Genomic DNA, 26,775 nt, shown 5'->3' on the forward strand with positions numbered 1-26,775 from the left:
TAAAATAAAAGTGGAACATGCGAAGGAGGGTTACATATGTCTGAAGAAATGAACTTAGGATTAGAAAAGGAATTTCATGAAGGAGATATTGTGAAAGGTACCGCGGAGCAGGTTGATGATAAATCTGTAACTGTTTCAATTGAGGGAGCTCCATTTGAAGGGATTATCCCAATTAGTGAGCTTTCTAGTCTACACATTGAGAAGGCGTCTGATGCCGTTTCAGTGGGCGATGTGCTTGAGCTAATGATTACGAAAGTAGAAGATGAAGCATATGTGTTATCGAAACGTAAAGTTGATGCATTGAAAGCATGGGATGGTTTAATCGCAAAATTTGAATCAGGCGAAGTGTTTGAAGCCGAAGTGAAGGATGTTGTTAAAGGCGGTCTAGTTGTAGATTTAGGCGTGCGCGGCTTTGTGCCAGCATCGCTAGTAGAGGATCATTTCGTTGAAGATTTCGAAGACTATCGTGGCAAAACGATGCTCTTTAAAATTACGGAGCTAGATCAAGAAAAGGGCCGTTTAATTTTATCGCACAGAGCCGTTGTAGAGCAAGAAAAGGCAGAGCAAAAAAAGCAAGTGATTGGCAATATAAAGCAAGGTGATGTGTTAGAAGGCAAAGTACAGCGCTTAGCAACATTCGGTGCATTTATTGACCTTGGTGGTGTTGATGGACTTGTGCATATTTCGCAAGTGTCACATGACCATGTAGAGGATGTATCATCTGTACTAACAGAAGGGCAAGCAGTGAAAGTAAAAGTGCTTTCTGTTGATCCGGATAATGAGCGTATTTCATTATCAATTAAAGACACGTTACCTGGACCGTGGGAAAATATTGAGGAACGTGCAGCAAAAGGCGCTGTGTTAACAGGAACTGTTCGCCGTCTTGTAACGTTCGGTGCTTTCGTGGAGGTATTCCCGAATGTAGAAGGACTTGTGCATATTTCACAAATTTCGCATAAGCATATTAACACACCTCATGAAGCGTTAAAAGAAGGGCAAGAGGTGCAGGTGAAGGTGCTGGATGTGAACGCTGCCGAGAAGCGTTTATCATTAAGCATTAAAGACCTTGTGGAAAACCCAGATAAAGAGGAAGAATTCGATTACGAATTACCAGAAGAAAACACAGGCTTTTCGTTTAGCGATGTGATTGGCGATCAATTAAAAGGCTTTACAAAAGAATAAGCTTGCAAAACGATAGGAAAAGTAGGTAACTGCTCTTCCTATCGTTTTTGATTTTATTCAGATAAGTGAATGCTTCCTCCATTTCAATCAACTAGCAAGGCTATTCATCTCCTTCAAAAAATAATTTTCCATTTTGCTACCTCAAAATTAGGATGATAAATCAAATAATTGGTTAAATTAGCTTAAAAGTAAGTAGCGATTATTTAAAGTATTTTTTACCTGTAAACTATTGACTTTTAAGTAAAATGAATATATTATTGGGTCTTGTGTAATTACATAATTTAATAGACGAAAGAGGTATTACAATGAAAAAGTTATTACTATCAGCTTGCTTTGGTGCCCTGTTATTAGCAGGATGTAGCGGCAAAGTGGAAAAGCCAAAAGAAGAACCAGTAGAAAAAGAAGCTGTTCAAGAACAGGAGACTGAGGAAGTTGTCACATTTGAAAATATCGATGCTGGCTCGAAAGCAACTGTAGAAAAACTTGTGAAAAAGTACAATACAATGGTTGAATTCATGAAGCAAGATGAAGAAGAGCCTATCGAAATTGCAAGCATGTCAGAGCCACTTACAAATGAATTAACAGTGGAAGACAACGGATTTTCTCAAACGCTGCTAGATGCAGATGTTTTAGGATATGACGGGCACTATGTGATTAATAGTAAATATGATGCAGAGAAAAGGATTACGGGGTACAGCTTAAAAGCAGAAGGACTAAACATGCTAAGTGAAGAAGGGGATGATTTAGTAGAGGTCTTTACTGCTATAGCAGCACTTATAGAAGTATTGGGCCTAAATATCGATTTATATGAAGCGGAATCTGACAAAGCTTTAGATGAAGATTTCGGCACACACACATATACAGATGGCGATTATACAATCTCCATGAATTTTGAAGATTTCTTAGCAGGGGAAATTTCAGTTGACTATAATTTAACAAAATAATGATGAAAATTGAACGAGTAATTCCTACATTTTGTTGGAATTATTCGTTTTATTTTTTATGTCATTAAAATCAATGCAGTGAAGAAAAATCATCACTTTACCGCATTACATGCTATAATGAAAAAATTCGTGTATAATTACGTAGAGATTCGAAAGTTGGAAGGATGAAGTACAAAATGACAAAACCAGTAATCGCCATTGTAGGACGTCCGAACGTAGGGAAATCAACAATTTTTAACCGTATTGTTGGAGAACGTGTTTCCATTGTGGAAGATATTCCAGGTGTTACACGTGATCGTATTTATAGTTCGGCTGAATGGCTAACGCATGATTTTAATATTATTGATACAGGTGGTATTGATATTGGCGATGAGCCTTTTTTAGAGCAAATTCGTCAGCAAGCAGAAATCGCCATTGATGAGGCAGACGTTATTATTTTCATGACAAATGGACGTGAAGGTGTTACAGCGGCTGATGAGCAAGTAGCAAAAATTTTATACAAAACGAAAAAGCCTGTTGTATTAGCAGTTAATAAAATTGATAACCCAGATATGCGTGAAATGATTTATGATTTTTATTCATTAGGCTTTGGTGAGCCTTGGCCAATTTCTGGCTCACACGGCTTAGGCTTAGGGGACTTACTGGATGAATGTGCAAAGCATTTCCCACAAGAGGACGAAGCACAATACGGCGATGATGTGATTAAATTCTCATTAATTGGACGTCCAAATGTCGGGAAATCTTCTTTAGTAAATGCCTTTTTAGGTAATGATCGAGTGATTGTCAGCGATATTGCAGGCACAACACGTGATGCTATTGATACACCATATACGTATGATGGGCAGGAATATGTCATCATTGATACAGCAGGTATGCGTAAAAAAGGAAAGGTGTATGAAACGACGGAAAAATATTCTGTACTTCGTGCACTGCGAGCAATCGAACGCTCTGACGTTGTCTTAGTCGTGTTAAATGCGGACGAGGGTATCCAAGAACAAGATAAAAAAATTGCAGGCTATGCACATGAGGCTGGTAAGGCAGTAATTATCGTTGTTAATAAATGGGATGCTGTTGAAAAAGACGATAAAACAATGAATTTCTATACGCAGCAAATTCGTGAGCATTTCTTATTTTTAGATTATGCACCGATTATTTTCGTGTCAGCAAAAACGAAGCAGCGTGTACATCAAATTTTAGCAATTGTCCAACGTGTAAGTGAAAACCATGCAATGCGTATTCAATCATCTATTTTAAATGAAGTGATTGAAGATTCCGTAGCGCGCAATCCAGCACCTGCTGATAAAGGGCGTCGCTTACGTATTTACTATGCAACACAAGTGGCAATTCAGCCGCCAACATTTGTTGTATTTGTCAATGATCCAGAATTAATGCACTTTTCATATGAGCGTTTCCTTGAAAACCGCATTCGTGAAACATTTGATTTCGAAGGAACGCCGATTCGCTTAATTACTCGCGCACGCGATTAGTTATGGAGGGGAAAAGATGGAGAGAATAACTGTTTTAGGTGCTGGCTCTTGGGGAACTGCGCTTGCGATTGTGCTTGCAGAAAACGGGCATGATACGCTGCTATGGACACATCGACAAAACCAAGCAGACGAAATTAATAACCAGCATACGAATAAAAAATATTTGCCAGATACAACGCTTCCAGCAAATCTTGTTGCCACAGCAAATCTTGCCAAAGCTGCACAGCACGCAACAACAATTGTTGTTGCAGTGCCGACAAAGGCAATCAGAGAAGTATGTGGCAATTTAGCACAATTACGACAAGAAAAAGCGTTGTTTGTCCATGTGTCAAAAGGGATAGAACCAGACACTTTATTACGTATTTCTGAGTTAATGCGAGAAAGTCTAGGCACTGATTTAATTGAGGACATTGTTGTATTATCAGGTCCAAGCCATGCGGAGGAAGTTGTTTTGCAGCATCCGACAACTGTTACAGCAGCCTGTGAAAATATTGCTGCAGCAGAAAAAGTACAAGACATGTTTATGAATGGGTATTTGCGTGTTTATACAAGCGAGGATGTGACGGGTGTTGAAATTGGTGGGGCATTGAAAAATGTCATTGCATTAGCAGCCGGTATTACAGATGGCCTAACTTATGGTGATAATGCGAAGGCAGCCTTAATTACGCGCGGCTTAGCAGAAATCACTCGCCTCGGTGTCAAAATGGGGGGCAATCCATTTACATTCGCTGGATTAACAGGAATGGGTGACTTAATCGTAACATGTACAAGTGTACACTCACGTAACTGGCGTGCAGGTAATATGCTTGGAAAAGGCTTACCGCTTGAAGAAGTGTTAGAGCAAATGGGCATGGTTGTGGAAGGTATACGTACAACGAAGGCGGCACATCAGCTTGCACAAAAATATGATGTGGCAATGCCGATTACAGCGGCACTTTATGATGTGCTATTTAGTGATAAAACACCGAAAGAAGCGGTGGATGAATTAATGATTCGCATGAAAAAGCCCGAAATTGATGAGTTCCAGTAAAGTGTCATAAATTCTCCACAAATAGCGCAAGCTTCTAAAAAGAATGGGTTGTTGAGATTATCTGAAAAGCAGTCGCATGCATTGCTTGTAAGGTAATCTAACAGCCCTATTATTTTGTTTGTAGAAATTATATAATTTACAATGGTATAAACAAGACTACATAGCTATATAGAAAGGCGGTTTTAATTCGTGAACAATCAAATATTGGACAGCTTATTATTAAATACAGCGCGTGGTCCATTAGCACATATACCTGCACTTGATGTGATGTGGATATCGTTTTATGCGATTGGCTTATTATTCTTTTCGGTAGTTATTATTTCAGCGACACGCAAATGGGTAAATAATGTCTTTTTGTCTTTTATATTCAAGCTAATCGCTTATATTATGTTAGCTACTGGCGCATTTTTAATGGTGCTCATTGTCGCTACATGGCCGAATTAAAATAAGGTAGAAGGAGAAAATGAAGATGAAAACAAGATGGACAATGCTTGCTACAGTTTTTTTCTGTACGTTCTTTCTAGCAGCATGTATGTACCCGGAGGAGCGCAAGGCTGAAAACCAAGTGCCCGATGTAGACCAATTGGCAGCTGTACAGCGTGCCATTTCGGAGTATCAAGCAGATACAGGTGTTTTACCAATCAAAACACGCGATATGGATACAGATATATTTATTAAATATTTAGTTGATTTTGAGAAGCTGATTCCAAAATATTTAGCTTCACCACCAGCGAATTCATTTGAAAAAGGTGGGATTTTCCAATATGTTATTTGGAATCCAGAAGAAAATCCCACGATAAAGCTGGTTGATTTACGTGTGCCTGAAAAGCTGAGAGAAGTAAAAATACGCTTTATGAGCAAGAAATATCCGCAATATCAAGAAAGTATTACGCCGTATATTTATACAATTAATTTTAAAAATATCGGTTATAAGGAAGAAGTTACAGTAGCAAGTCCATATTCTAACAATCAATTACCTGTTATCGTTTCGACGGCTGGAGAATTATATGTAGATTATTCAATGGACTTGTATCAATTTATTCAAGAACAGCAAGTAAAGCCAGAGCCAGGTGAAGATATTCGCATGTTGCTAGCAGAGCATTATCCTGTCGTTCCTGCATACTCATTACCATATACAGTAGATGAAAATAATGAGCCGATTTTTATGTATGAGCCAACAAAATAACATACGAATTTTAAGGGGCCGTCCAGAAAGTTCACTTTCTGGACGGCTCCGCTATTTTACATAGTCAATTTTTGATTAAAACTGTGCTCCTGCGGTGGTCACAATCAATTGTCACCATCCTCGTCGCAAAGGGGGCGTCCCAAAATGACTTTTCGGACGCCCCCTTCGCATATTTGCAAACATGTAGGCATAGATTTAAATTAAGTAAAGGAGGAGCGCCTATTAGCGAACAAATTTTTCAACAGCTTGCAGAACGAACAAATGGTGATGTGTATATTGGGGTTGTTGGCCCTGTCCGAGTAGGAAAATCGACATTCGTCAAAAAAGTAATGGAGTCGCTTGTCTTGCCGAATATTATGAATGAAGACGATCGTAAGCGTGCCTTGGACGAGCTGCCACAAAGCTCACCAGGTCCCGTTATTATGACGGCAGAGCCGAAGTTTGTTCCTGCCAATGCTGCACCCATTTCTATAGGTGATGACGGCTTAAGCTTCCGCATTCGCCTTGCTGATTGCGTTGGCTATATTATTGATGGAGCGAAGGGCTATGAGGATGAAAACGGCCCTAAATATGTGCATACACCTTGGCATACAGAAGCGATTCCGTTTCAGGATGCTGCGAAAATTGGCACAGATAAAGTAATACGTGACCATGCCAATATCGGTGTAGTTGTGACGACAGATGGCACCGTCAATGGAATTGAGCGACAAGCCGCAGCTGTGGCAGAAAGGGCGATTATTGAGCAATTAAAGGAAATTGGTAAACCTTTCGTCATCGTTATTAATAGCACAATGCCGGCGCGCGAGGAAACGCGCAATTTGCGCAATGAATTATTTGAAACGTATGAAGTTCCTGTTATTGCAACATCTATTGATCAGCTGACAACATCTGATATTGCCTATATTTTGCAGGAGGCATTGTATGAGTTTCCGATTGAATATATCGAAGTAGAAAAGCCTGATTGGGTAGATGTGCTTGATAGTACACACTATGTTAATGAATCACTTGCTGTTGCATCACATGAAATGATTGGGCATGTTGAAAAAATTCGCGATGTTGAAAAGGCAACGAATTTTTTGAAGGCCTTAGATTTCGTAGAAAATTGTGAGGTTGAACGTGTTGATGCAGGTCTCGGCGTTGTAACAGTGCGTTTAACGATACAAAATGACATTTATAAAGCGATATGTAACGAATGGTTAGAGCAGCCAATCGAAACGAAAAAAGACTGGTTATTGTTTGTTAAAGAGGCGTCTGAGGCAAAAAGAGCGCAGGCTCGCTTCCGAGAGGCCATTGAGCAAGCACGCATTGAAGGCTATGGCTTAACGCTGCCAACAATTGATGAATTTGAGCCGAATGAACCAGAGCTAATTAAGCAAAATAATTTCTATGGTGTTCGGATGAAGGCAACAGCGCCATCTTACCATATTATCCGTGTTGATATGGAATCGGAGTTTGCACCATTAATTGGCTCAGAATTCCATAGTCAGCAATTATTAAAGGATTTACAGTATGCCTTTGAAAATGATCGAGAAGCTTTATGGCAAACACAATTATTTGGCACACCACTTCATGAAGTATTGAAGGAAAGTATTCGTTATAAAATGAATACTGTACCAAAAACTGCTAAAAAGAGAATGCGTCAAACAATTGAACGTATGGTGAATGAAGGCGATAGAGGGTTAATTACATTTATTATTTAGTGGTAAAAAACTCCTTTTTTATAACAGGACAACGCTATTTTTAGGCGTTTTGTCCTGTTATTTGCATTTTATTAAAAAAAAACGCTATTATTCGGACAAACATAGCTAAATTAAGTTGCGTAGCGGTTTTCGATGTGTTACTCTTTTTACATGATTTAGGTTCATGACCCTTTGAGAGGAGGTGAATGGTGTGAATAAAACAGAATTAGTAAACTCTGTTGCTGAAGCTGCAGGTCTTTCTAAAAAAGACGCTTCTAAAGCGGTTGAAGCTGTATTTGATACAATTCAAGGTGCTCTTGCAAAGGGTGACAAAGTACAATTAATCGGTTTTGGTAACTTTGAAGTACGTGAGCGTGCGGCTCGTAAAGGTCGTAACCCACAAACTGGTAAAGAAATCGAAATCGCTGCAAGCAAAGTGCCTGCGTTTAAACCAGGTAAAGCGCTTAAAGACGCTGTGAAATAATTTCCACGTCTTGCAGTTACATAGAGCAGCCTTCAGTTTAAACTGAAGGCTGCTCTTTTTTCATCGTATTCATCTATTTCGATAAGTGCCCTTTGAACTTATTGTGCGGATATGCTACGATTCATTTGTTAGAAATCTCAATGGACTTGATGATGGAGGCTATATATGTCGAAGGTTGATTTAAATAAAATTGAAGAAGCAGTAAAAATGATTTTAGAGGCAGTTGGAGAAGATGTAGAACGTGAAGGGCTTCTTGATACGCCAAAACGTGTAGCAAAAATGTATGCAGAAATGTTTAGCGGCTTACAACAAGATCCGCGTGAATATTTTAGCACTGTATTTCATGAGGAGCATGAGGAGCTAGTGCTTGTAAAGGATATTCCATTTTACTCAATGTGTGAGCATCATCTTGTACCATTTTACGGCAAGGCGCATATTGCATACATACCAAAGGACGGAAAAGTAGCGGGGCTTAGTAAATTAGGACGTTGTGTAGAAACGGTTGCTCGCAGACCGCAGCTACAAGAGCGTATTACGTCAACAGTAGCAGAGACGATGATGGAAATGCTGGAGCCTAAAGGTGTGTATGTTGTCATTGAGGCAGAGCATATGTGTATGACGATGCGTGGCTTAAAAAAACCAGGCTCAAAAACAGTGACATCTGTTGCACGTGGAATTTATGAGGAAGATGAAGTGAAACGTAGAGAGGTTATTTCGTTTATTCAAATGTCTTAATTTCTGTCATTTTATGATATGATAGAAAAAGAAAATCTCGGGTGGGGGAAAAACAAATGACACAACCAGAATATATTGTGATTGAGGCACAAGAGGACGGTGTTCATGTAATTGGTTTAACACGTGGCTCTGATACAAAGTTTCATCATTCAGAAAAGCTTGATGCAGGAGAAGTAATGATTGCTCAATTTACAGAGCATACGTCTGCAATGAAAATTCGAGGGAAAGCAAAAATCCACTCCGCACATGGAACGATTGAGAGTGGCTCAAAAAAATAATAGGTTCCGTTTATCGAGAGCGGGGCTTAGTTACTTTAATGAAATGGAGTAAGAGATCTATGCATGCAACAACTATTCAACAAGCAATACAACAATTAAAAGAGTCTATTTTCGTGCGTGTTCGTCATAGAGCCTTACTGCAATATATAGAGGCCCCAAGCATCGATGAAAATCAGCTATTTTTCTTGCTTTTACCATTTTTAAACGGAGAATCATGGAATGAAGGCATACAGGAAGGTGCAACAACTGTAGGTATCATTCAAGCCTCTCTGTTTGAGCATGATAAAATTAAAGAAAAAGAAGCAACTTCCAAGGAGCAGCAATTAACGGTATTATCGGGCGATTATTACAGCGGACGCTATTATGAAATACTAGCTCGCACAGGAAATATCGTGCTCATTCAAAAGTTAGCACAAGGAATTGTTGAGCGCTGTGAGCAGGAGATTGCTGCATATGAGCATACATATCGAACAATGGAGCAATGGGTTGAGAATTTATGCGTGATTGAAACGGCGATTATACGCAAATTTTATGAAGCGCATTGCTTTGACAAATACAGTGCAACAATGATGCATATTTTAACGATTCAGCGCTTGCAAAATGAGCTGGATGGATGCTCTCAGCATGTGTCAACAGTGGTAGGACGAGCGATGGAAAAATGCTTTGGAGCAGACGAACTAAAGCATTTATTGGCAGAGGCAATTGAAGCACAACGTAAAACATTAATAGCAGAGCTTGCTACGTTACAATTATCGGATGAATTACAGCAATTCATTTGGCGTATTGTAAAAGTTGAAACGAGATAGGAAGGTTTTGAAAAAATGACAAAATCGAAAGAGGAACGTGTACACGAAGTTTTTGAAAGCATTTCTGATGGCTATGATAAAATGAACTCTGTTATTAGCTTTCAAATGCATAGAAGCTGGCGCAAGGACACAATGAGACGAATGAACGTCAAGCCCAGTGCAAAATGCTTAGACGTTTGTTGTGGGACAGCGGATTGGACAATTGCTTTGGCAGAGGCTGTTGGAGAAAATGGCATCGTCAAAGGCTTAGATTTTAGTGAAAATATGCTAAAAGTTGGTGCTGAAAAGGTTAAGCCATATCCACAAATAGAGCTACTACAAGGCAATGCGATGGAGCTACCATTTGAAGATAATACATTCGATTACGTAACAATTGGCTTTGGCCTGCGCAATGTACCTGACTATATGCAAGTGTTGCGAGAAATGAATCGCGTTTTAAAGCCTGGCGGTATGGCGGTTTGCTTAGAAACCTCACAGCCTGAAATTCCAGGTTATCGTCAACTTTTCCGTTTCTATTTCAAATACATTATGCCAATGTTCGGCAAGCTATTTGCAAAAAGCTATAAAGAGTATTCATGGCTACAGGAATCCGCAAATGACTTTCCTGGAATGAGGCAGCTTGCATTCATGTTCAGAAGCGCGGGATTTGATCGCATTGAGTACAAAGGCTATAGCGGTGGCGCAGCGGCGATGCATAAAGGCTTGAAAAAAGAAATTTAGTGGGAGAAGGTTTGTTCAAGTGGAAAAGATGAAGTTAAAATTACTCTATGCTGATTTGAAGTCGGATATAGAAATCATCGAAACAGAATTAGAAAAAGCGTTGAACTCGTCTTCTCACTTGTTAAACGAGGCTTCACTACATTTGCTGCAGGCGGGAGGGAAACGCATCCGTCCAGTATTTGTATTGCTTAGCGCGAAATTTGGCGATTATCAAATTGAGCGGATGAAGCATATCGCTGTACCATTGGAGTTAATTCATATGGCCTCACTTGTTCATGATGATGTCATCGATGATTCAAATATGAGAAGAGGTAGACATACTGTGAAGGCGCAGTGGAACAATCGTGTGGCGATGTTTACTGGCGATTTTATTTTTGCCCGTGCGCTAGAGTATGTAACGGTAATTGACAATCCACGTGCACATCAAATATTGGCACGCACAATGGTAGAAATTTGTAACGGTGAAATTATTCAAATCGAAGACAAATTCCGCATGGATCAACATATAAAAGATTATTTCAAACGCATTAAACGAAAAACAGCGCTATTAATCGAATCGAGCTGTGAGCTTGGTGCTGTTGTTGGTGGTGTCGATGAGCAAAATATTCGCCGTTTAAAGCGCTACGGCTATTTTGTTGGCATGAGCTTTCAAATTATTGATGATATTTTGGATTTTACTGCGACAGATAAAGAGCTTGGTAAGCCTGCTGGTAGCGATTTATTGCAAGGGAATATAACGCTGCCGATGCTGTTGTTAAAAGATGATATAGCTATGCAGCCATATCTTGATAAAGTTATTGCAGGCACACTAACTGAGGAAGAGCGTCTGAAAATGCTACAGTATGTTCGTCGCTCAACTGCCATCAAAGAAGCAACAGCCATTAGCGATAAATATTTACAAAAGGCATTGAAGGAAGTAGAGGCATTGCCGAACCATCCGATGAAAAAGAAGCTGCGTGATGTAGCCTTATTTATTGGTAAGCGTAAATTCTAGAAATAGTTGCGTTTACAAGCTGATTTTGGTACTATTTTTACGGTAGGTGCAAACCTGTTTTACTCAAATTTAAGGAGTGTTTTATTAATGGCAATCGAAAAAACTTTTTTAATGGTTAAACCTGATGGCGTTGAACGTCAAGTAATCGGCGATATTATGGACCGCTTTGAGCGTCGCGGCTTTGAATTAAAAGGCGCTAAATTAATGAATGTATCTCGTGAGTTAGCTGAAAAGCATTACGCAGAGCATGCAGAGCGCCCATTCTTTGGCGAATTAGTAGACTTCATCACTTCTGGTCCAGTATTCGCAATGGTGTGGGAAGGCGAGTCAGTAATTTCTTTAGCACGTATTATGATTGGTGCAACAAAACCATCTGAATCTCAACCAGGTACAATCCGTGGTGACTACGCAGTAACAGTATCACACAACGTAATTCACGGTTCAGACTCACTTGCTTCAGCAGAGCGCGAAATCGAGCTTTGGTTTGACGGTGAGTTAGTATAATCTAACCAAGCAACAGCTGGCATTAAAAGTAGGGGGATTTCCTCATGCTTTTGATGTCAGCTATTTTTTTCGATATATTTGTTCATAATGTTTGCGCAAATCTAACAAATTTCTGTAAAAATGAAACGTTATTGCGAAAATAACGTATAATCAAATAAAGAGATTTTCTTAGGAATAGAATTAGGAAGAAGGAGAGGGCAACTATGTGGCTTGGAATTGTGATCATCGTTGGAATAGGAATATTAACAGATACATTTTTAAAAAATAAAAAAATGGATTTAAAAAGAATCGACAAGGAAATAGAGCTTGAAAAATTACGTCTTGAAACATTTGAAAGAGAAACGGAAAAATTAAAGCTAGAATTGCAGCAAGAAAAACAAGCGCTTTTAGAAATGCAATACGAAAAAAATAAGGAGGTATAAGTTTGGTTGAAGAAATGCGATTGCTCATTGGTTTTTTGGCTGTTGGGGGAGGTCTTGCAATTCCAATAACTGCTATTTTAACAGCACATAAACGAGCTGCCATGAAACTGCAAATCCAAATGATTGAAAAGGAAACAGAGCTCGAAAAATTAAAAATGGAAAGCTATGAAATTGAAACGCAAAAGCTTCGTTTAGAGCTACAACAAGAAAAGCAAGTATTATTAGAAATGGAAAATAAGGAAAGGTAAGTGAATGCTTTATGATAGCGATTATTATTACATTAGGAACGATGGGGTTACTAACGTCAATCCCATTAGCTGCCATTCTTACAGCGCATAAGCGTTCTTCGATGAAACTACAAATTAAAATGATGGAAACAGAAGCGGAGCTTGAAAAACTGAAAGTGGAAAGCTATGCAATCGAAACGGAAAAGCTCCGTTTAGAATTGGCACAGGAAAAGCAGGCTTTACTTGAAATGGAACAAAATCATCGCCTTTCACAGCATAGTTCTAAATAGTTTTACAATTTCTATTTCAGTTGTATAAAAATTCAGCTATAATATAGTGCACAAAGGTTTTTGGAGGGCGATGCAGCGATGACGGATTATGAGCAATTTATAGATGGAGTGAAGCGAAAGACAGGTATTGATTTAGCGCTTTATAAAGAAGCGCAAATGAAGCGTCGTCTCACATCTTTATATGAGAAAAAAGGATATCGCAATTTTGTGGAATTTTTCCAAGCATTAGAAAAAGACCGAGATTTAATGAATGAGTTTTTGGATCGTATGACGATTAATGTTTCTGAATTTTACCGCAACGGGAAACGCTGGGAAGTATTGCAAAATAAAATTTTCCCAATGCTCCTACAAACGAGCAAGCGTCCAAAAGTATGGAGTGCTGCCTGTTCAACAGGTGAAGAACCTTATAGCTTAGCAATGGTATTATCACATCATATCCCATTATCACAAATTGGTATATTAGCGACAGACTTAGATGAAAATGTTATACAAAAGGCGAAGCTAGGCCTATATCCAGAGCGTTCATTAGCAGAGGTACCCAAAGATGTACAAGCAAAATATTTTGAAAAAGAAGGTCAATTCTATAAAGTAAAAGATGAAATTAAGCGAACAGTCACATTTAAGAAGCATAATTTGCTGAAGGACAAGTACGATGCAAATTTTGATTTGATTGTTTGCCGCAATGTCATGATTTATTTCACTGAAGAAGCAAAAGATGAGATTTATATGAACTTTAGTAAAGCATTGCGTCCAGGTGGTATTTTATTTGTCGGCTCAACAGAGCAAATATTTAATCCAGCACGTTATGATTTTGAGGTTGAGGACACATTCTTTTATCGTAAAAAATAGCAATCAGGTGAAGGTACATATGGGGACTGTAGCTTGATAATGTACTAGCGTAACCAATTAGAGTGAAAGACAACGCTTTTCGTGCATTAAGCGAAAAGCGTATTTTTGTATGATGATTCAGTAGAAAACGCCCACCACTATAGGTGATGCAATGAATGGTCAAAAAAGACATATTCGTGCCAAAAAAACATTCCGAATTTTCAATGAAAAGGCTTACTTCGGAAAACGGCCTTTTTTTTTATGAAAAATATGTTATAGTGAAAAATACATATACTTTAGCGAGTTGAAGGGAGAAAGTGTGTTATGCGTTATTTAACAGCAGGAGAGTCACATGGACCACAATTAACAACAATTATTGAAGGGTTGCCATCATTGTTGCCATTGACAGCAGAGCAAATTAACCATGATTTAAAACGACGTCAAGGTGGGCATGGTCGCGGTCGTCGCATGCAAATTGAAACAGATACAGTGGAAATTGTTGCAGGTGTACGTCACGGTAAAACGCTTGGTTCACCAGTAGCATTAATTGTAACAAATGATGATTGGAAGCATTGGACGAAAATTATGGGGGCAGAGCCATTAGCAGAAGATGTTGATCCAGATGAAATTAAGCGTCAAATTTCACGTCCACGTCCAGGACATGCTGATTTAGTTGGAGGTATGAAATATGGTCATCGCGACTTACGCAATGTTTTAGAGCGTTCAAGCGCACGTGAAACAACTGTACGTGTAGCAGCAGGCTCTGTGGCAAAAGCGCTATTAAAGGAATTAGGCATCTCCATTGTTGCCCATGTAACAGAAATTGCAGGTATTAAAGCAGATACTTCCTTACTTGAAGGCAAAACAGCTGATGAAATTCGCACAATCGTTGAAGTGGATGCTTGCTATTGTATAGACCCAGTAGCATCAGCAAAAATGGTGGAAATCATTGATGAGACAAAAAAAGCGGGCGATTCAATTGGTGGCGTTGTTGAAGTTATCGTTGAGGGCTTACCAGCAGGCATTGGCTCTTATGTACATTATGACCGTAAGCTCGATGGGAAACTAGCTGCTGCAATGCTATCAATTAATGCCTTTAAAGGTGTAGAGTTCGGCATAGGCTTTGAGGCTGCTCGATTACCTGGCTCACAAGTGCATGATGAAATTTTATGGGATGAGGACAATGGTTATACGCGTGCAACAAACCGCTTAGGTGGCTTAGAGGGTGGTATGTCAACAGGAATGCCAATCGTAGTGCGCGGTGTGATGAAGCCAATTCCAACTTTATATAAACCACTGCAAAGTGTAGATATAGAAACAAAAGAGCCATTTAAAGCGAGCGTTGAGCGTTCGGACAGCTGTGCTGTACCCGCTGCTTCCATTGTAGCAGAGCATGTTATTGCTTGGGAAATAGCGAAGGTAATTGTAGAGCAATTCCATAGTGATCAGCTACCACAATTACAAGCACAGCTTGATGAAATGCGCCGTTATACAAAGGAGTTTTAAGATGAATATTTCTGTCAAAACAGCATCACATACGTATGAAGTCATGATTGGGCAAGGTATTTTAGCACAGGCCTTTACGAACTATGCGCCATTGTTCGAAAAAGCGGATCAAATTATTGTTTTAACGGATGAGCATGTTTGGCAGGCACAGGCAACATATTTTACAGATAGTAGCTTCTTTGCATTTAAAACGTTTATTATGCCAGCGGGTGAAAGCTGTAAAAGCTTTGAAAACTATGAGGCAGTACAAACATTTTTGCTTGAACAGCAATGTACAAGAAAATCGCTTATTATCGCATTTGGTGGCGGAGCTGTTGGCGATTTAGCAGGCTTTGTAGCCGCAACATATATGCGTGGTATTCCATTTATCCAAGTGCCAACAACAATATTAGCACATGATTCAGCTGTTGGTGGTAAAACAGCTATCAATCATAAACTAGGTAAAAATATGATTGGTTCATTTTACCAGCCGCAAGCAGTGCTCTATGATACAGTACTGCTTGCAAGCTTGCCGGAGCGTGAAGTGCTATCAGGAATGGCAGAAGTAGTGAAGCATGCGATGATTTCGGATGCGCAGTGGCTTGAGGAAATACTACAAGGAAATTTAGTTCATCTTCCTGAGCAATTGTTAGCACAGTATTTAGCTTTAGGTATACGTGTTAAAGCGAATATTGTAGAGCAGGATGAAACGGAGCAATCTGTTCGCAAATATTTAAACTTAGGTCACACATATGGTCATGCAATTGAAGCAGCAGCAGGCTATGGGCGATTAGCGCATGGCGAAGCGGTAATGATTGGCTTAGTTTATTCTTTATTGCTTAGTGAGCGCTATGGTCAAATAACGCGTGGATTTACGAAGCGCTTTTTCCATTTCGTTGTAGCAAATGGTTATCCATTCTCCGCCGTAAACGATTATTCATTTGATGAGTTAACAACATATTTAGTAAAAGATAAAAAGGCCGAATATGGCGAGCTACAATTTGTTTTATTAAAAGCAATTGGTGAGCCATTCGTACAAAAAGTAGAGTTAGCTGTTTGCCAAGAGGTAGATGCAGAGTTGAGAAATTTAATAGCGGAGGTAGTCTCATGATTCGTGGAGTAAGAGGAGCAACAACAATTGCAGTAGATGAGCAGGAGCTTGTATGGGGAGCTACAGCACAGCTCGTACAGGAAATGGTAAAGGCTAACAATATTGAGATTGAGCATATTGCCTCTGTTACTGTATCAACAACACCAGATATAACGTCAGCTTTTCCAGCAAAAGCCGTACGTACATTAGAGGGCTGGCAATATGTGCCTATTATGTGTACACACGAAATGAATGTAGCGGGGGCATTACCGTTATGCATTCGTGTGCTCATGCTTGTGAATACAGATGTGAAGCAAGCCGATGTACAGCATATTTATTTGAATGATGCAGTGAGTTTACGTCCAGATTTAGTACGATAGAAAGGGGCACTATTAGGATGAAGTGGAAACAGCAAATTTATAGTATGAAGGCATACCAACCAGGTAAGCCAATAGATGAAGTGCAAAGAGAGTTTGGGTTAGAGGAAGTAGTGAAGCTAGCCTCCAATGAAAATCCATTTGGAAGCTCACCGAAAGTAGCAGAATTTTTGAAGGCAACAAATACAAACTATGCTATTTATCCAGACGGTTATGCGCAAAATTTGCGTACGGCTGTTGCAAAACATTTAGGCGTTGAGGAAACAGAACTAATTTTTGGTAATGGCTCAGATGATTTAATTGCCATTATTACACGTGCCTTATTATATCCAGGTGTGAATACAGTAATGGCAGACCCATCGTTCTCGCAATATTGGCATAATGCGGATATTGAAGGTGCTGAAGTGCGCAAAGTACCTACTGTAAATGGTCGCCACGATTTGCCTGCAATGCTTGCCCAAATTGATGAACAAACATCGGTTGTTTGGATTTGTAGCCCAAATAATCCAACAGGAACGCTTGTGACAGACGAGGAATTGCAGCAGTTTTTAGCACAAGTACCAGCACATGTGCTTGTTGTGCTAGATGAGGCATATATTGAATATATAACAGATCCAGCGCATAAAGATACTTTACCTTATTTCCGTCAATATGATAATGTCATTTTGCTGCGCACATTTTCAAAGGCTTATGGTTTGGCTGCATTCCGTGTTGGCTATGGTATTGCGCAGGCGGATATTATTGCAAAGCTAGATGCAGTGCGTGGACCGTTTAATAATACTGTGCTCAGCCAAGAGGTAGCAGCAATCGCTTTACAAGATCAAGCATTCATTGAACAATGTCGAGTGGCAAATGAAAAAGGCAAGGCACAATATGTAGCGTTTTGCGAGCGCCATAATTTAAATTATTACCCAACACAAACGAACTTTATTTTATTTGAGGTGAAGGTCGATAGTAACGTTATATTCCAAGAAATGATGAAGCGAGGCTTTATTATTCGTAGTGGGGCAGCGCTTGGCGCACCAGGCTATATTCGTGTAACAATTGGCACGGAGGAGCAAAACGCCAAATTTTTAGCATTGCTTGAGGAAGTTTTACAAGAGCAAGGTGTATTAGTGTGACAAAAAATGTATTAGTGATTGGACTTGGGTTGATTGGTGGCTCTGTAGCATTAGCGCTGCAAAAAGCGCCGCAAGTAAAAGTCATTGGCTATGATGCCTTTATTCAAACACGCGCAATGGCAAAAACACTGCAAGTTGTTCATGAGGTCGTGGATCATCCAGAAGCTGCAGCAGAAAAGGCTGATTTCATTATTTTTGGCACACCAGTCAACGCAACGCTTGACTGGATGGACAAGATGCAAGCATGGGCGCTGAAAAAAGACGTTATTGTGACAGATACGGGTAGTACGAAAAGCATGATTATGGCAAAAGCTGAAGAGCTACGAGCAAAGGGCATTACATTTATCGGTGGACATCCGATGGCAGGCTCGCATAAAAGTGGTATTACAGCAGCAAAGCCACATTTATTTGAAAATGCGTATTATATGCTCACACCACATGCTGAAGAGCTAGAGGTGAATATTGAAAAGCTTGAAGCTTTATTAAAATATACACACGGCAAATTAACGCGAGTAGATGCGCAGGAGCATGATCATATGACAGCTGTTGTCAGCCATTTTCCGCATATTGTTGCAGCTTCACTTGTACATCAGCTTTATCAGGAAAATGCGCAGTTTCCAATGACAAGCTCTATTGCGGCGGGAGGTTTCCGTGATATTACCCGCATTGCTTCAAGCAATCCGTTGCTATGGCGTGATATTACTGTGCAAAATCGCGAGGAGCTAATTGGACAGCTTGAGCAATGGTTAAAGGAAATGGATGCGGTGAAAAGCTTGTTGCAAGATGGAGATATTTCTTTAATTGAGCAATATTTTGCAATGGCGAAGGAAGTGCGTGATGAGCTGCCAATTTCAGCAGGCGCCTTTTACACATCCTTTGACTTATATGTTGATGTGCCAGACTATCCAGGGGTTATTTCTGAAATCACTGGCTATTTAGCAGAGGACAATATTAGCATTACAAATATTCGTATCGTTGAGGCACGTGAAGATTTATTCGGTATTTTAGTGATTAGCTTTCAAAATGCTGAAGACCGTGAGCGTGCAGTAAAATGCATTGCCCGCAAGGCAAGCTTTGAAACGTATATTTCATAAGCAAAAAGTGCAATATGCACTTTTTGCCTTTTTCAAATAAATGAAAAATAAAGGAGTGCTTTATATGGAGGCAACAAAATTACATTATAAAAAGCCAAGCCTACAAGGAACAATTACTGTACCGGGCGATAAGTCGGTATCACATCGCTCTGTGATGTTTGGAGCAATTGCAGAGGGAACGACAACGGTTGAAGGCTTTTTATTAGGAGAAGATTGCTTAAGCACGATTGATTGCTTCCGTAAGCTTGGTGTACAAATCGATGTAGATGGCACAAATGTAACGATTACAAGCAATGGCATCGATGCATGGCAGGAGCCGACAGAAGTGTTGTACACAGGCAATTCAGGTACAACAACTCGTCTGATGATTGGTTTATTAGCAGGGACAAAGCTACATACAGTGATGACAGGCGATGCTTCTATTGCAAAGCGTCCAATGCGCCGTGTGGCAGATCCGTTGCGCTTAATGGGTGCACACATTACAGGGCGTGAAAATGGACAATACACACCAGTTGCTATTCAAGGCAAGGAGCTGACAGCTATTGATTACACGATGCCTGTTGCAAGTGCCCAAGTAAAATCTGCTATCTTATTAGCTGGCTTGCGTGCACAAGGCACAACAGTTGTACGAGAAAGTGAGGTTTCTCGCGACCATACAGAGCGCATGTTGCGTCAATTTGGTGCACAAGTGGATGTAGAGGATGGCGTTGTATCATTTGCTGGTGGACAAAAGCTGACAGCAACACATGTCAAAGTGCCTGGCGATATTTCCTCAGCAGCCTTTTTCCTTGTAGCAGGAGCTATTACAAAAGATAGCCATATTGTGCTGAAAAATGTTGGCATTAACCCAACACGTGATGGCATTATTAGCGTTTTAGCAGAAATGGGTGCAAATATGACGCTCAAGGTAGAAGATGAATTAGCAGCAGAGCCAACTGCAGAAGTAACGATTCAAAGTTCTGCGCTAAAAGGAATTACAATTGAAGGTGCACTTATTCCGCGTTTAATTGACGAAATTCCCATTATAGCTTTGCTTGCAACACAGGCCCAAGGAACAACAATCATTAAAAATGCCGAGGAACTAAAAGTAAAAGAAACAGATCGCATTACAGCGGTTGTAACAGAGTTGAAAAAGCTTGGTGCAAATATTGAGGCAACGGATGATGGCATGATTATTCACGGGCCAACAGTGCTACATGGGGCGGCTTTACAATCCTATGGTGACCATCGCATCGGCATGATGGCAGCTATTGCTGCACTGATTACAGAAGGTGAAGTAGTGCTAGATGATGCCGAGTGTATTGCGGTATCCTATCCAACGTTTTTTGAGCATGTAGAAACATTAAGCCAAAAATAAACGAAGCAGCTGTCTGGAAAGTAGGCGAACATACTACTTTTCAGGCAGCTGTTGCTGTTTTGTTGTTATTTCTTGAAAGTTTTTTAGAAACCACAAGGAATGGGAATGCTATAGGAAAAGGTTTTGAAAGCTTGCTGCATTTCTTTCTTTATCGTAAGCATTTTTTCTTGTTAGATAGCTAGTTGTCATGTAGCATAGGGAATGACTTAAGAAAGAAAAGGTGAAATATTGTGGCAAATATCAAACAATTACAACAAGCAATGCAGGATGGAGATTTGCAAAAAATAGACCAGCTGTTGGAGCCGTTTTTAATGAATGCAGAGCCGAATGCACAATATGAAATAGCGGAGTCGTTTATGCATTATGGCTATTTACAGCAAGCTAACAGAACGTTAGAGCATTTGCAGTTCCTATTTCCGGAAGAAGCGCAGCTCATCATCGATCGAGCAAATGTGATGATGGAAATTGGTGAGGAGGATGAGGCATTAGAGCTACTTTTATCCGTTGATACAGAGTCGCCAGAATACCCGCAAGCATTGCTCGCATTAGCAGATTATTATCAAATGCAAGGCTTATTTGAAGTAGCAGAAAAGCGTATCAATGAGGCGGTAGAGCTTTTGCCGAATGAACCGTTATTGCAATTTGCCAAGGCAGAGCTTTTGTTTGAAACGGGACGCTTTACAGAGGCAGCGCGCATTTATGATGAATTATATACGCTCGATAAAAATTTTGCAGGTGTTTCATTAGCTGCGCGCTTAGCTGAAGTGTATCGTGCAGGGGCAGGCTATGAAAAAGCGCTTGACTATTATATGGAAGCGTTAGAGGATGAAGTGTCGCCAGATATGTTATTTGGTTCAGCATATGCAGCATTTCAAACCGAAAAATATGAGCTTGCCACAAAGCAGCTTGAAGATTTAAAAGAGCTGGATCCCGATTATTTTTCTGCCTATTTATTGCTCGCAGAAAGCTATGCGATGCTGGAAGATAATAAGCGCGCGTATCAAGCGATTCAGGAAGGGCTAGCACGCGACGAATATGACAAGGCGCTGTATTTATTTGCAGGAAAAATGGCGTTGAAAAATAACTTGCCAAATGAGGCAGTTGAACATTTGCAGCAAGCGGTTGCGCTGGACCCTGAGTATATGGAAGCAATTTTAGTGCTGATGTCGATTTACAGTAAAGAAGAACAATATGAGGCAATTATTGAATTGTATGAGCAGCTGGAGAAGGAGCAATTTGGTTGGACGGCTTTAGCGCCATTTGTTGCAGAAGCGTATAATCAGGATGAACAGTTCGAAAAAGCATACGTTATTTACAAGAAAGCATATAATGATTTTAAGGATGATGAAGTATTTTTAGAAGCGTATAGTTATTTTCTAATTGAAGATGGCAAACGTGATGAAGCGAAGGAAGTTGTGAAGAGGTTAATGACACTACAGCCGACAGAGCAACAATGGATTGATTTATACGAGAGCTTTGAGTAAAGGGGGCATTGTAGCATGGCATCATCCGTCCCAATTGCAGAGAAAAAGATATTTGTGCGATGGTTTTTGAAAAATTACCAATTGAAGCGTAGGGAATGTGTATGGATTTTAAATTACCTATTAAGCGATGAAAAGTTGCTAGAAAATGTATGCTTTGTAGAAGAAGCACATTACTGCCCGCGCGCAATTGTCATGTCCTCTGTTGAAAGTAATGGTGTACCATTTCGCTTTTATAAAGGCAATATTATGACGGCAGATGCGGAAAAATCATTTCACGATTTAAGGTTAAACCCAGATGAAATGATGTATATTCAAATAAACTTTCCAAATATACCACCGAACCAAGTATATTTAGCGGTGTTGGAGGAAAACCCTTATATGCCGAAATATTTGCATATTAGCGAAAAAGATCGAATTTTAGCCGAGCAATTGTTAAAAGATAGCATGCGCGCCTTTCAAGAGGAGAAGCTGTTGAAGGAAATTGATGAGGCGTTAGATCAAGGCGATAAAACTCGCTTTTTTGAGCTATCGAGCTTATTACAGGCATTACAGCATGTGCAAAAATAGGAAACAGTACATGTTTCACTTGTAGGGCCTTAGCTGTCGGAAAAGAGATGACTTTTCCGACAGCTCTTTATCATGATTCAATTTAGGAGGAAGCATCATGTTTTTTAATGCAAAAGATGTAGAACAATTTCAAGCGCAGCAGCAATTTATTGATACAGCAGTTGTCCCATTATTAAATATAGGTTTAGAGCAGCCAAAAATAAGGCATAGTAGTTCACAAGTAGAGTTTTTAATGTCGTTAACTTCCTTTATTGAACAGCAATTTCGAGGCAGACTAATGCTCGTTCCGCCAATTGCCTATTTGGAGCAAACGCCACAGCAAGTTGACCTTGCTGCTTGGACAGAGGCGCTAACAAACGCAGGCTTCAAACATATTTTCTTTGTCACTTGCGATCATCATTGGACAAGCTTTGAGGCAGACTACAATATCATTTGGCTTCCAGCAATTCCATTAGAATCCATGGATGCAAGCATGAAGCAAAAAATTTTAGAAGACCAATTAAAGATGATTATTCCAAAGTTAACAGCGCAATGGGCAAAGTAGTCAAATAGCTTCATGAAATGTTCACAAAGTGTCGAAAACGACCGAATGTCGTATTGACCAACTTATTTTATTGATATATCATAGATATGTCCTAGTATTACTATTTGTAAAAGTATTGACCTTTTAGTTAGAGGGGGGAAAAGAGTGAGTAATAATCGAGTAACGCGACGTCAATTTTTAAACTACACTTTAACTGGTGTTGGTGGATTTATGGCGGCGGGAATGTTAATGCCAATGGTGCGTTTTGCTATTGATCCAGTATTACAAACAAAAGCAGAAGGCGACTTTATTTTAACAAGTCAAAAGGTTGCAGATATTACAGAAGAACCTATTAGCGTAAACTTTACATTCGAGCAGGTGGATGCTTGGTATAAATCGGATGTAACAGAAGCAGCATGGGTATATAAGAGCGGTGATCAAATTGTCGCACTTTCACCTGTATGTAAGCATTTAGGCTGTACTGTAAACTGGGCTGGAGATTCAGAGCATCCGGAGCAGTTCTTCTGTCCATGTCACCTTGGCCGTTATGAGAAGAACGGTCAAAACGTAGCAGGTACACCACCTCTTGGCCCATTAGACCAATATGAAGTGGCAGAAAAAGATGGTTTCTTAATGATCGGGAAAAAAGTCCCGAATACTTTTAGTTAATTTAGTTAGGGGGTACTAATCAAGTGCTAAATAAAATTTATGATTGGGTCGATGAGCGCTTAGATATTACACCTATTTGGCGTGATATTGCCGACCACGAAGTGCCAGAGCACGTAAACCCTGCCCATCACTTTTCAGCATTTGTTTACTGTTTCGGTGGATTAACTTTCTTCATTACAGTAATTCAAGTTTTATCTGGTATGTTCTTAACAATGTATTATGTACCGGACGTAGAAAATGCATGGAAATCAGTTTATTATTTACAAAACGAAGTAGCATTTGGTGAAATCGTTCGTGGTATGCACCACTGGGGAGCTTCATTAGTTATCGTAATGATGTTCTTACATACGCTTCGTGTATTCTTCACAGGCTCTTATAAAAAGCCTCGTGAACTAAACTGGATTGTTGGTGTAGGTATTTTTGGTGTAATGCTTGGGTTAGGTTTCACAGGTTATTTACTTCCTTGGGACATGAAAGCATTGTTTGCAACAAAAGTAGGTATTGAAATCGCAGCATCTGTACCATTTATTGGTGAAATGATTAAAGTTTTATTAGCAGGTGATGCTGAAATTCTAGGTGCAGCAACGTTAACACGTTTCTTCGCGATTCATGTATTCTTCTTACCAGCTGCATTATTTGCTTTACTTGCAGCACACTTTATCATGATTCGTCGTCAAGGTATTTCAGGACCACTTTGATTTAACAATGTTTGAATGATTTTTTAAGGAGGGGACACTATGCAACGCGGAAAAGGTATGAAGTTCGTAGGCGATTCGCGTATTAAAGCGACTAACCGTATGCCGAACAAGCCTAAAGATTATTCCGAGTATCCAGGAAAAACAGAAGCCTTTTGGCCTGATTTCTTATTAAAAGAATGGATGGTAGGTGCTTTATTCTTAATCGGGTACCTATTATTAACTGTCGCTCACCCTTCACCACTTGAAGGTCCGGCAGATCCAACAAATGCTTCTTATATTCCGTTACCGGACTGGTACTTCTTATTCATGTACCAATTATTAAAATATACTTTTGCTTCAGGTCCATATAATGTGATTGGAGCTATCGTTATTCCAGGTTTAGCGTTTGGTGCTTTAGCGCTTGTACCATTCTTAGATACAACGCCAGAGCGTCGTCCGATTAAACGTCCATTGCCAACAGCATTCATGTTATTAGCTATCGCTTCAATGATTTATTTAACTTGGGAATCTGTTGCAAATCATGACTGGGAAGCTGCTAAAGCTCAAGGTGTGATTACGGATAAAGATTTAGGATTACTACCTGATGTAGAGATTGATGAAAGCTCTCCAGGTTATGAAATTTTCCAATCGCAAGCATCTTGTATTGGTTGTCACGGTGGTGACTTAACTGGTGGAACAGGTGCACCTATGCTTTTAGGTAATGAATTAACAGCTGAGGAAGTAAAAGAGATCGTAATAAATGGTCGTGGCGGTATGCCAGGTGGCGCATTTGACGGTACAGAAGAAGAACTTGATCAGTTAGCAGAGTTTATTGCTAGCCTAAAAGAAGCGGAATAATTTTAAAAGAGAGTCAGTGTACTGACTCTCTTTTTTTCAATGTGATAGAAGAAAGGAATTTGCTATGCAGCAACTAATTTTTCAATGTTGGCATATACTGACAAATAAAGCATTTTTAATTTTATTGCTGATTATTAATATTCTTGGAACAATTTACGGATACTATTGGTATGGCGCTCAGCTAGCAACAACGGAGCCTATTTTTTATATTTTTGTTCCTGATAGTCCAACCGCTAGCTTATTTTTCTGCTTTGCTATTATTGGCTGGTTATTAGGCAAGCATTTTAAATTGATGGAAGTATTAGCCTTGGTGACATTAGTGAAATATGGTCTGTGGGCGGTTGTAATGAATTTATTAACGCTTGTTGAAACAGGCTATATTGGCTGGATGGGCTGGATGCTTGTGTTTTCACATTTCATGATGGCGGTACAAGCTGTGCTGTACATACCAAAGTATCGCTTCCAATTTTGGCATGTTGCTGTAGCAGCAATTTGGACATTGCATAATGATGTCATTGATTATGTATTTGGTCAAATGCCTTACTACCGTATTTTAGATCAATTTGCTAGCCAAATCGGTTATTTCACATTTTGGTTATCTATAGTATGTATTGTAATTGCTTACTTTACATATAAAGGGAAGCTTCAACCAATAAGGGAATCGGATTTTTAAGGCTTATTTTCAATGTAGCTGCTTTTATTGAATCTAAGTTGATTATAGCGGAGCCCGCGCCTGTGAAAAGCTCCCCATAGCGGAAATCAGCGATATTTTCAGTCTTTTATAAAGATTAGACACCACCATACGCCATTTAGCTTGTCAACCGCAACTGATGGTGATGAGCCAATGTGTAATAAAAAGAGGTAATTGTTTGCATGAGTTGTCAAAACTATTTAAAATAGTAGTTGGAACTAAAGATAGAGGGGAAGAGAGCAGAAAATATGGCAATGTACATTATTTATTTTGCGATTGTGTTAATTTTACCAATCTATGCACAAATGAAAGTAAAAAGCACCTATAAAAAGTTTGCGCAAGTACCAGCTGCTAAAGGAATGTCTGGTGCTCAAGTAGCACGTATGATTTTAGATCAGCATGGATTGACTGATGTTCGTGTTGTACCAACGCAAGGGTTTTTATCTGACCATTATAACCCAGCAACAAAAACAGTAGCATTATCTGAGGATAACTACTACAATACGTCAATTGCTGGTACAGCAGTTGCGGCACACGAAGTAGGTCACGCAATTCAACATAAAGAAGCTTATTCATTTTTAACATTGCGTTCAAAGCTAGTACCAGTAGCAAATATTTCTTCAAATGCTTCATGGATATTTGTATTAATTGGTGTTATCGCATCACAACCAAATTTATTATTATTGGGGATCGTATTATTAGCTGCTGGTGTTGTGTTCCAAATCATAACATTACCAGTAGAGTTTGATGCATCGAAGCGCGCAATGAATGAAGTCGTTTCACTTGGTATTATCGGAAATAACGAAGAACGCTCTGCGAAAAAAGTATTAAATGCAGCCGCTATGACATACGTAGCAGCAGCAGCTGTAGCAGTGTTAGAGCTATTACGTTTAGTATTAATTTACACAGGTATGCGCTCAGATGATTAGTAAAAAATGTAGGTGCGTTTTTGCACCTACATTTTTTATGTTTTAATAGCAAGTATC

Annotated in this window: 32 protein-coding genes; all 32 read left to right on the forward strand. The window is 39.5% G+C overall.

The window, feature by feature from the left end; all coding sequences use genetic code 11:
- Positions 1–36: 36 nt before the first annotated feature.
- The 32 genes from rpsA to M3Z76_RS03190 all read left to right on the forward strand — a co-directional run bounded on the left by rpsA (position 37) and on the right by M3Z76_RS03190 (position 26,718).
- The gene (rpsA, locus tag M3Z76_RS03035; RefSeq protein WP_293921069.1) at positions 37–1,182 is read left to right on the forward strand and encodes a 30S ribosomal protein S1; all 1,146 of its coding nucleotides are present in this window, start codon (positions 37–39) and stop codon (positions 1,180–1,182) included.
- 305 nt (positions 1,183–1,487) lie between these two features.
- The gene (locus tag M3Z76_RS03040) at positions 1,488–2,126 is read left to right on the forward strand and encodes a hypothetical protein (protein WP_293921067.1); all 639 of its coding nucleotides are present in this window, start codon (positions 1,488–1,490) and stop codon (positions 2,124–2,126) included.
- A 176-nt stretch (positions 2,127–2,302) separates the two neighbouring features.
- Positions 2,303–3,613 (forward strand): ribosome biogenesis GTPase Der, encoded by a 1,311-nt coding sequence (gene der, locus M3Z76_RS03045; protein ID WP_293921065.1) that lies wholly within the window; start codon positions 2,303–2,305, stop codon positions 3,611–3,613.
- Positions 3,614–3,629: 16 nt separating this feature from the next.
- Entirely contained in the window at positions 3,630–4,643 is a 1,014-nt protein-coding gene (locus M3Z76_RS03050) for an NAD(P)H-dependent glycerol-3-phosphate dehydrogenase (protein ID WP_293921063.1), read from the forward strand.
- A gap of 189 nt (positions 4,644–4,832) precedes the next feature.
- On the forward strand, positions 4,833–5,087 hold the full coding sequence (locus M3Z76_RS03055) for a DUF2768 domain-containing protein (protein ID WP_293921061.1): 255 nt from the start codon (positions 4,833–4,835) through the stop codon (positions 5,085–5,087).
- Positions 5,088–5,112: 25 nt separating this feature from the next.
- Entirely contained in the window at positions 5,113–5,829 is a 717-nt protein-coding gene (locus M3Z76_RS03060) for a hypothetical protein (RefSeq protein ID WP_293921059.1), read from the forward strand.
- A gap of 221 nt (positions 5,830–6,050) precedes the next feature.
- The gene (gene spoIVA / locus M3Z76_RS03065; protein WP_293921138.1) at positions 6,051–7,529 is read left to right on the forward strand and encodes a stage IV sporulation protein A; all 1,479 of its coding nucleotides are present in this window, start codon (positions 6,051–6,053) and stop codon (positions 7,527–7,529) included.
- 190 nt (positions 7,530–7,719) lie between these two features.
- Complete coding sequence (locus tag M3Z76_RS03070; RefSeq protein ID WP_042477970.1) at positions 7,720–7,992, forward strand: HU family DNA-binding protein; 273 nt, start codon at positions 7,720–7,722, stop codon at positions 7,990–7,992.
- A 165-nt stretch (positions 7,993–8,157) separates the two neighbouring features.
- Positions 8,158–8,727 (forward strand): GTP cyclohydrolase I FolE, encoded by a 570-nt coding sequence (folE, locus tag M3Z76_RS03075; RefSeq protein WP_293921056.1) that lies wholly within the window; start codon positions 8,158–8,160, stop codon positions 8,725–8,727.
- Between the two features lie 56 nt (positions 8,728–8,783).
- Entirely contained in the window at positions 8,784–9,005 is a 222-nt protein-coding gene (gene mtrB, locus M3Z76_RS03080) for a trp RNA-binding attenuation protein MtrB (RefSeq protein ID WP_107838557.1), read from the forward strand.
- A 59-nt stretch (positions 9,006–9,064) separates the two neighbouring features.
- The gene (locus M3Z76_RS03085) at positions 9,065–9,811 is read left to right on the forward strand and encodes a heptaprenyl diphosphate synthase component 1 (RefSeq protein WP_293921054.1); all 747 of its coding nucleotides are present in this window, start codon (positions 9,065–9,067) and stop codon (positions 9,809–9,811) included.
- 15 nt (positions 9,812–9,826) lie between these two features.
- Positions 9,827–10,531, forward strand: coding sequence for a demethylmenaquinone methyltransferase (locus M3Z76_RS03090; protein WP_293921053.1), 705 nt, complete (start codon positions 9,827–9,829; stop codon positions 10,529–10,531).
- A gap of 19 nt (positions 10,532–10,550) precedes the next feature.
- Positions 10,551–11,525: a heptaprenyl diphosphate synthase component II gene (gene hepT / locus M3Z76_RS03095; protein WP_293921051.1), complete on the forward strand. Its 975-nt coding sequence runs from the start codon at positions 10,551–10,553 to the stop codon at positions 11,523–11,525.
- An 87-nt stretch (positions 11,526–11,612) separates the two neighbouring features.
- A complete protein-coding gene (gene ndk, locus M3Z76_RS03100) occupies positions 11,613–12,029 on the forward strand; it encodes a nucleoside-diphosphate kinase (RefSeq protein WP_293921049.1) in 417 nt (138 codons plus the stop codon).
- 203 nt (positions 12,030–12,232) lie between these two features.
- Positions 12,233–12,451: a hypothetical protein gene (locus tag M3Z76_RS03105; protein WP_293921047.1), complete on the forward strand. Its 219-nt coding sequence runs from the start codon at positions 12,233–12,235 to the stop codon at positions 12,449–12,451.
- A gap of 2 nt (positions 12,452–12,453) precedes the next feature.
- Positions 12,454–12,699, forward strand: a complete 246-nt coding sequence (locus tag M3Z76_RS03110; RefSeq protein ID WP_293921046.1) for a hypothetical protein — start codon at positions 12,454–12,456, stop codon at positions 12,697–12,699.
- A gap of 11 nt (positions 12,700–12,710) precedes the next feature.
- On the forward strand, positions 12,711–12,968 hold the full coding sequence (locus tag M3Z76_RS03115; protein ID WP_293921045.1) for a hypothetical protein: 258 nt from the start codon (positions 12,711–12,713) through the stop codon (positions 12,966–12,968).
- A 78-nt stretch (positions 12,969–13,046) separates the two neighbouring features.
- A complete protein-coding gene (locus M3Z76_RS03120; protein ID WP_293921043.1) occupies positions 13,047–13,817 on the forward strand; it encodes a CheR family methyltransferase in 771 nt (256 codons plus the stop codon).
- Positions 13,818–14,120: 303 nt separating this feature from the next.
- On the forward strand, positions 14,121–15,302 hold the full coding sequence (gene aroC, locus M3Z76_RS03125) for a chorismate synthase (protein ID WP_293921042.1): 1,182 nt from the start codon (positions 14,121–14,123) through the stop codon (positions 15,300–15,302).
- A gap of 1 nt (position 15,303) precedes the next feature.
- Positions 15,304–16,392, forward strand: coding sequence for a 3-dehydroquinate synthase (aroB, locus tag M3Z76_RS03130; protein ID WP_293921041.1), 1,089 nt, complete (start codon positions 15,304–15,306; stop codon positions 16,390–16,392).
- Positions 16,389–16,751: a chorismate mutase gene (gene aroH / locus M3Z76_RS03135; protein WP_293921040.1), complete on the forward strand. Its 363-nt coding sequence runs from the start codon at positions 16,389–16,391 to the stop codon at positions 16,749–16,751. Before aroB ends, aroH begins: the two co-directional genes overlap by 4 nt.
- Before the next feature lie 17 nt (positions 16,752–16,768).
- Positions 16,769–17,869, forward strand: coding sequence for a histidinol-phosphate transaminase (gene hisC / locus M3Z76_RS03140; protein WP_293921038.1), 1,101 nt, complete (start codon positions 16,769–16,771; stop codon positions 17,867–17,869).
- Entirely contained in the window at positions 17,866–18,963 is a 1,098-nt protein-coding gene (locus tag M3Z76_RS03145) for a prephenate dehydrogenase (protein WP_293921037.1), read from the forward strand. Before hisC ends, M3Z76_RS03145 begins: the two co-directional genes overlap by 4 nt.
- 64 nt (positions 18,964–19,027) lie before the next feature.
- Positions 19,028–20,320 (forward strand): 3-phosphoshikimate 1-carboxyvinyltransferase, encoded by a 1,293-nt coding sequence (gene aroA, locus M3Z76_RS03150; protein WP_293921036.1) that lies wholly within the window; start codon positions 19,028–19,030, stop codon positions 20,318–20,320.
- 230 nt (positions 20,321–20,550) lie between these two features.
- Positions 20,551–21,804, forward strand: a complete 1,254-nt coding sequence (locus tag M3Z76_RS03155; RefSeq protein ID WP_483310138.1) for a tetratricopeptide repeat protein — start codon at positions 20,551–20,553, stop codon at positions 21,802–21,804.
- 15 nt (positions 21,805–21,819) lie between these two features.
- Positions 21,820–22,371 carry a ReoY family proteolytic degradation factor gene (locus tag M3Z76_RS03160; protein ID WP_293921034.1) on the forward strand — a complete coding sequence of 184 codons (552 nt, stop codon included), beginning with the start codon at positions 21,820–21,822 and terminating at the stop codon, positions 22,369–22,371.
- A gap of 97 nt (positions 22,372–22,468) precedes the next feature.
- On the forward strand, positions 22,469–22,915 hold the full coding sequence (locus M3Z76_RS03165) for a DUF2487 family protein (protein ID WP_293921033.1): 447 nt from the start codon (positions 22,469–22,471) through the stop codon (positions 22,913–22,915).
- Positions 22,916–23,059: 144 nt separating this feature from the next.
- Positions 23,060–23,563 (forward strand): QcrA and Rieske domain-containing protein, encoded by a 504-nt coding sequence (locus M3Z76_RS03170; RefSeq protein WP_293921031.1) that lies wholly within the window; start codon positions 23,060–23,062, stop codon positions 23,561–23,563.
- A 23-nt stretch (positions 23,564–23,586) separates the two neighbouring features.
- Positions 23,587–24,261 carry a menaquinol-cytochrome c reductase cytochrome b subunit gene (gene qcrB, locus M3Z76_RS03175; protein ID WP_293921030.1) on the forward strand — a complete coding sequence of 225 codons (675 nt, stop codon included), beginning with the start codon at positions 23,587–23,589 and terminating at the stop codon, positions 24,259–24,261.
- Between the two features lie 39 nt (positions 24,262–24,300).
- Positions 24,301–25,098 carry a menaquinol-cytochrome c reductase cytochrome b/c subunit gene (locus M3Z76_RS03180; protein WP_293921029.1) on the forward strand — a complete coding sequence of 266 codons (798 nt, stop codon included), beginning with the start codon at positions 24,301–24,303 and terminating at the stop codon, positions 25,096–25,098.
- Between the two features lie 64 nt (positions 25,099–25,162).
- Positions 25,163–25,771 (forward strand): lipoprotein heptaprenylglyceryl N-acetyltransferase LhaT, encoded by a 609-nt coding sequence (gene lhaT / locus M3Z76_RS03185; protein WP_293921028.1) that lies wholly within the window; start codon positions 25,163–25,165, stop codon positions 25,769–25,771.
- Between the two features lie 266 nt (positions 25,772–26,037).
- On the forward strand, positions 26,038–26,718 hold the full coding sequence (locus M3Z76_RS03190; RefSeq protein WP_293921027.1) for a zinc metallopeptidase: 681 nt from the start codon (positions 26,038–26,040) through the stop codon (positions 26,716–26,718).
- The last annotated feature ends 57 nt before the right edge of the window (positions 26,719–26,775 follow it).

The sequence above is a fragment of the Metasolibacillus sp. genome (genome assembly GCF_025291715.1).
Classification (GTDB): domain Bacteria; phylum Bacillota; class Bacilli; order Bacillales_A; family Planococcaceae; genus Metasolibacillus; species Metasolibacillus louembei.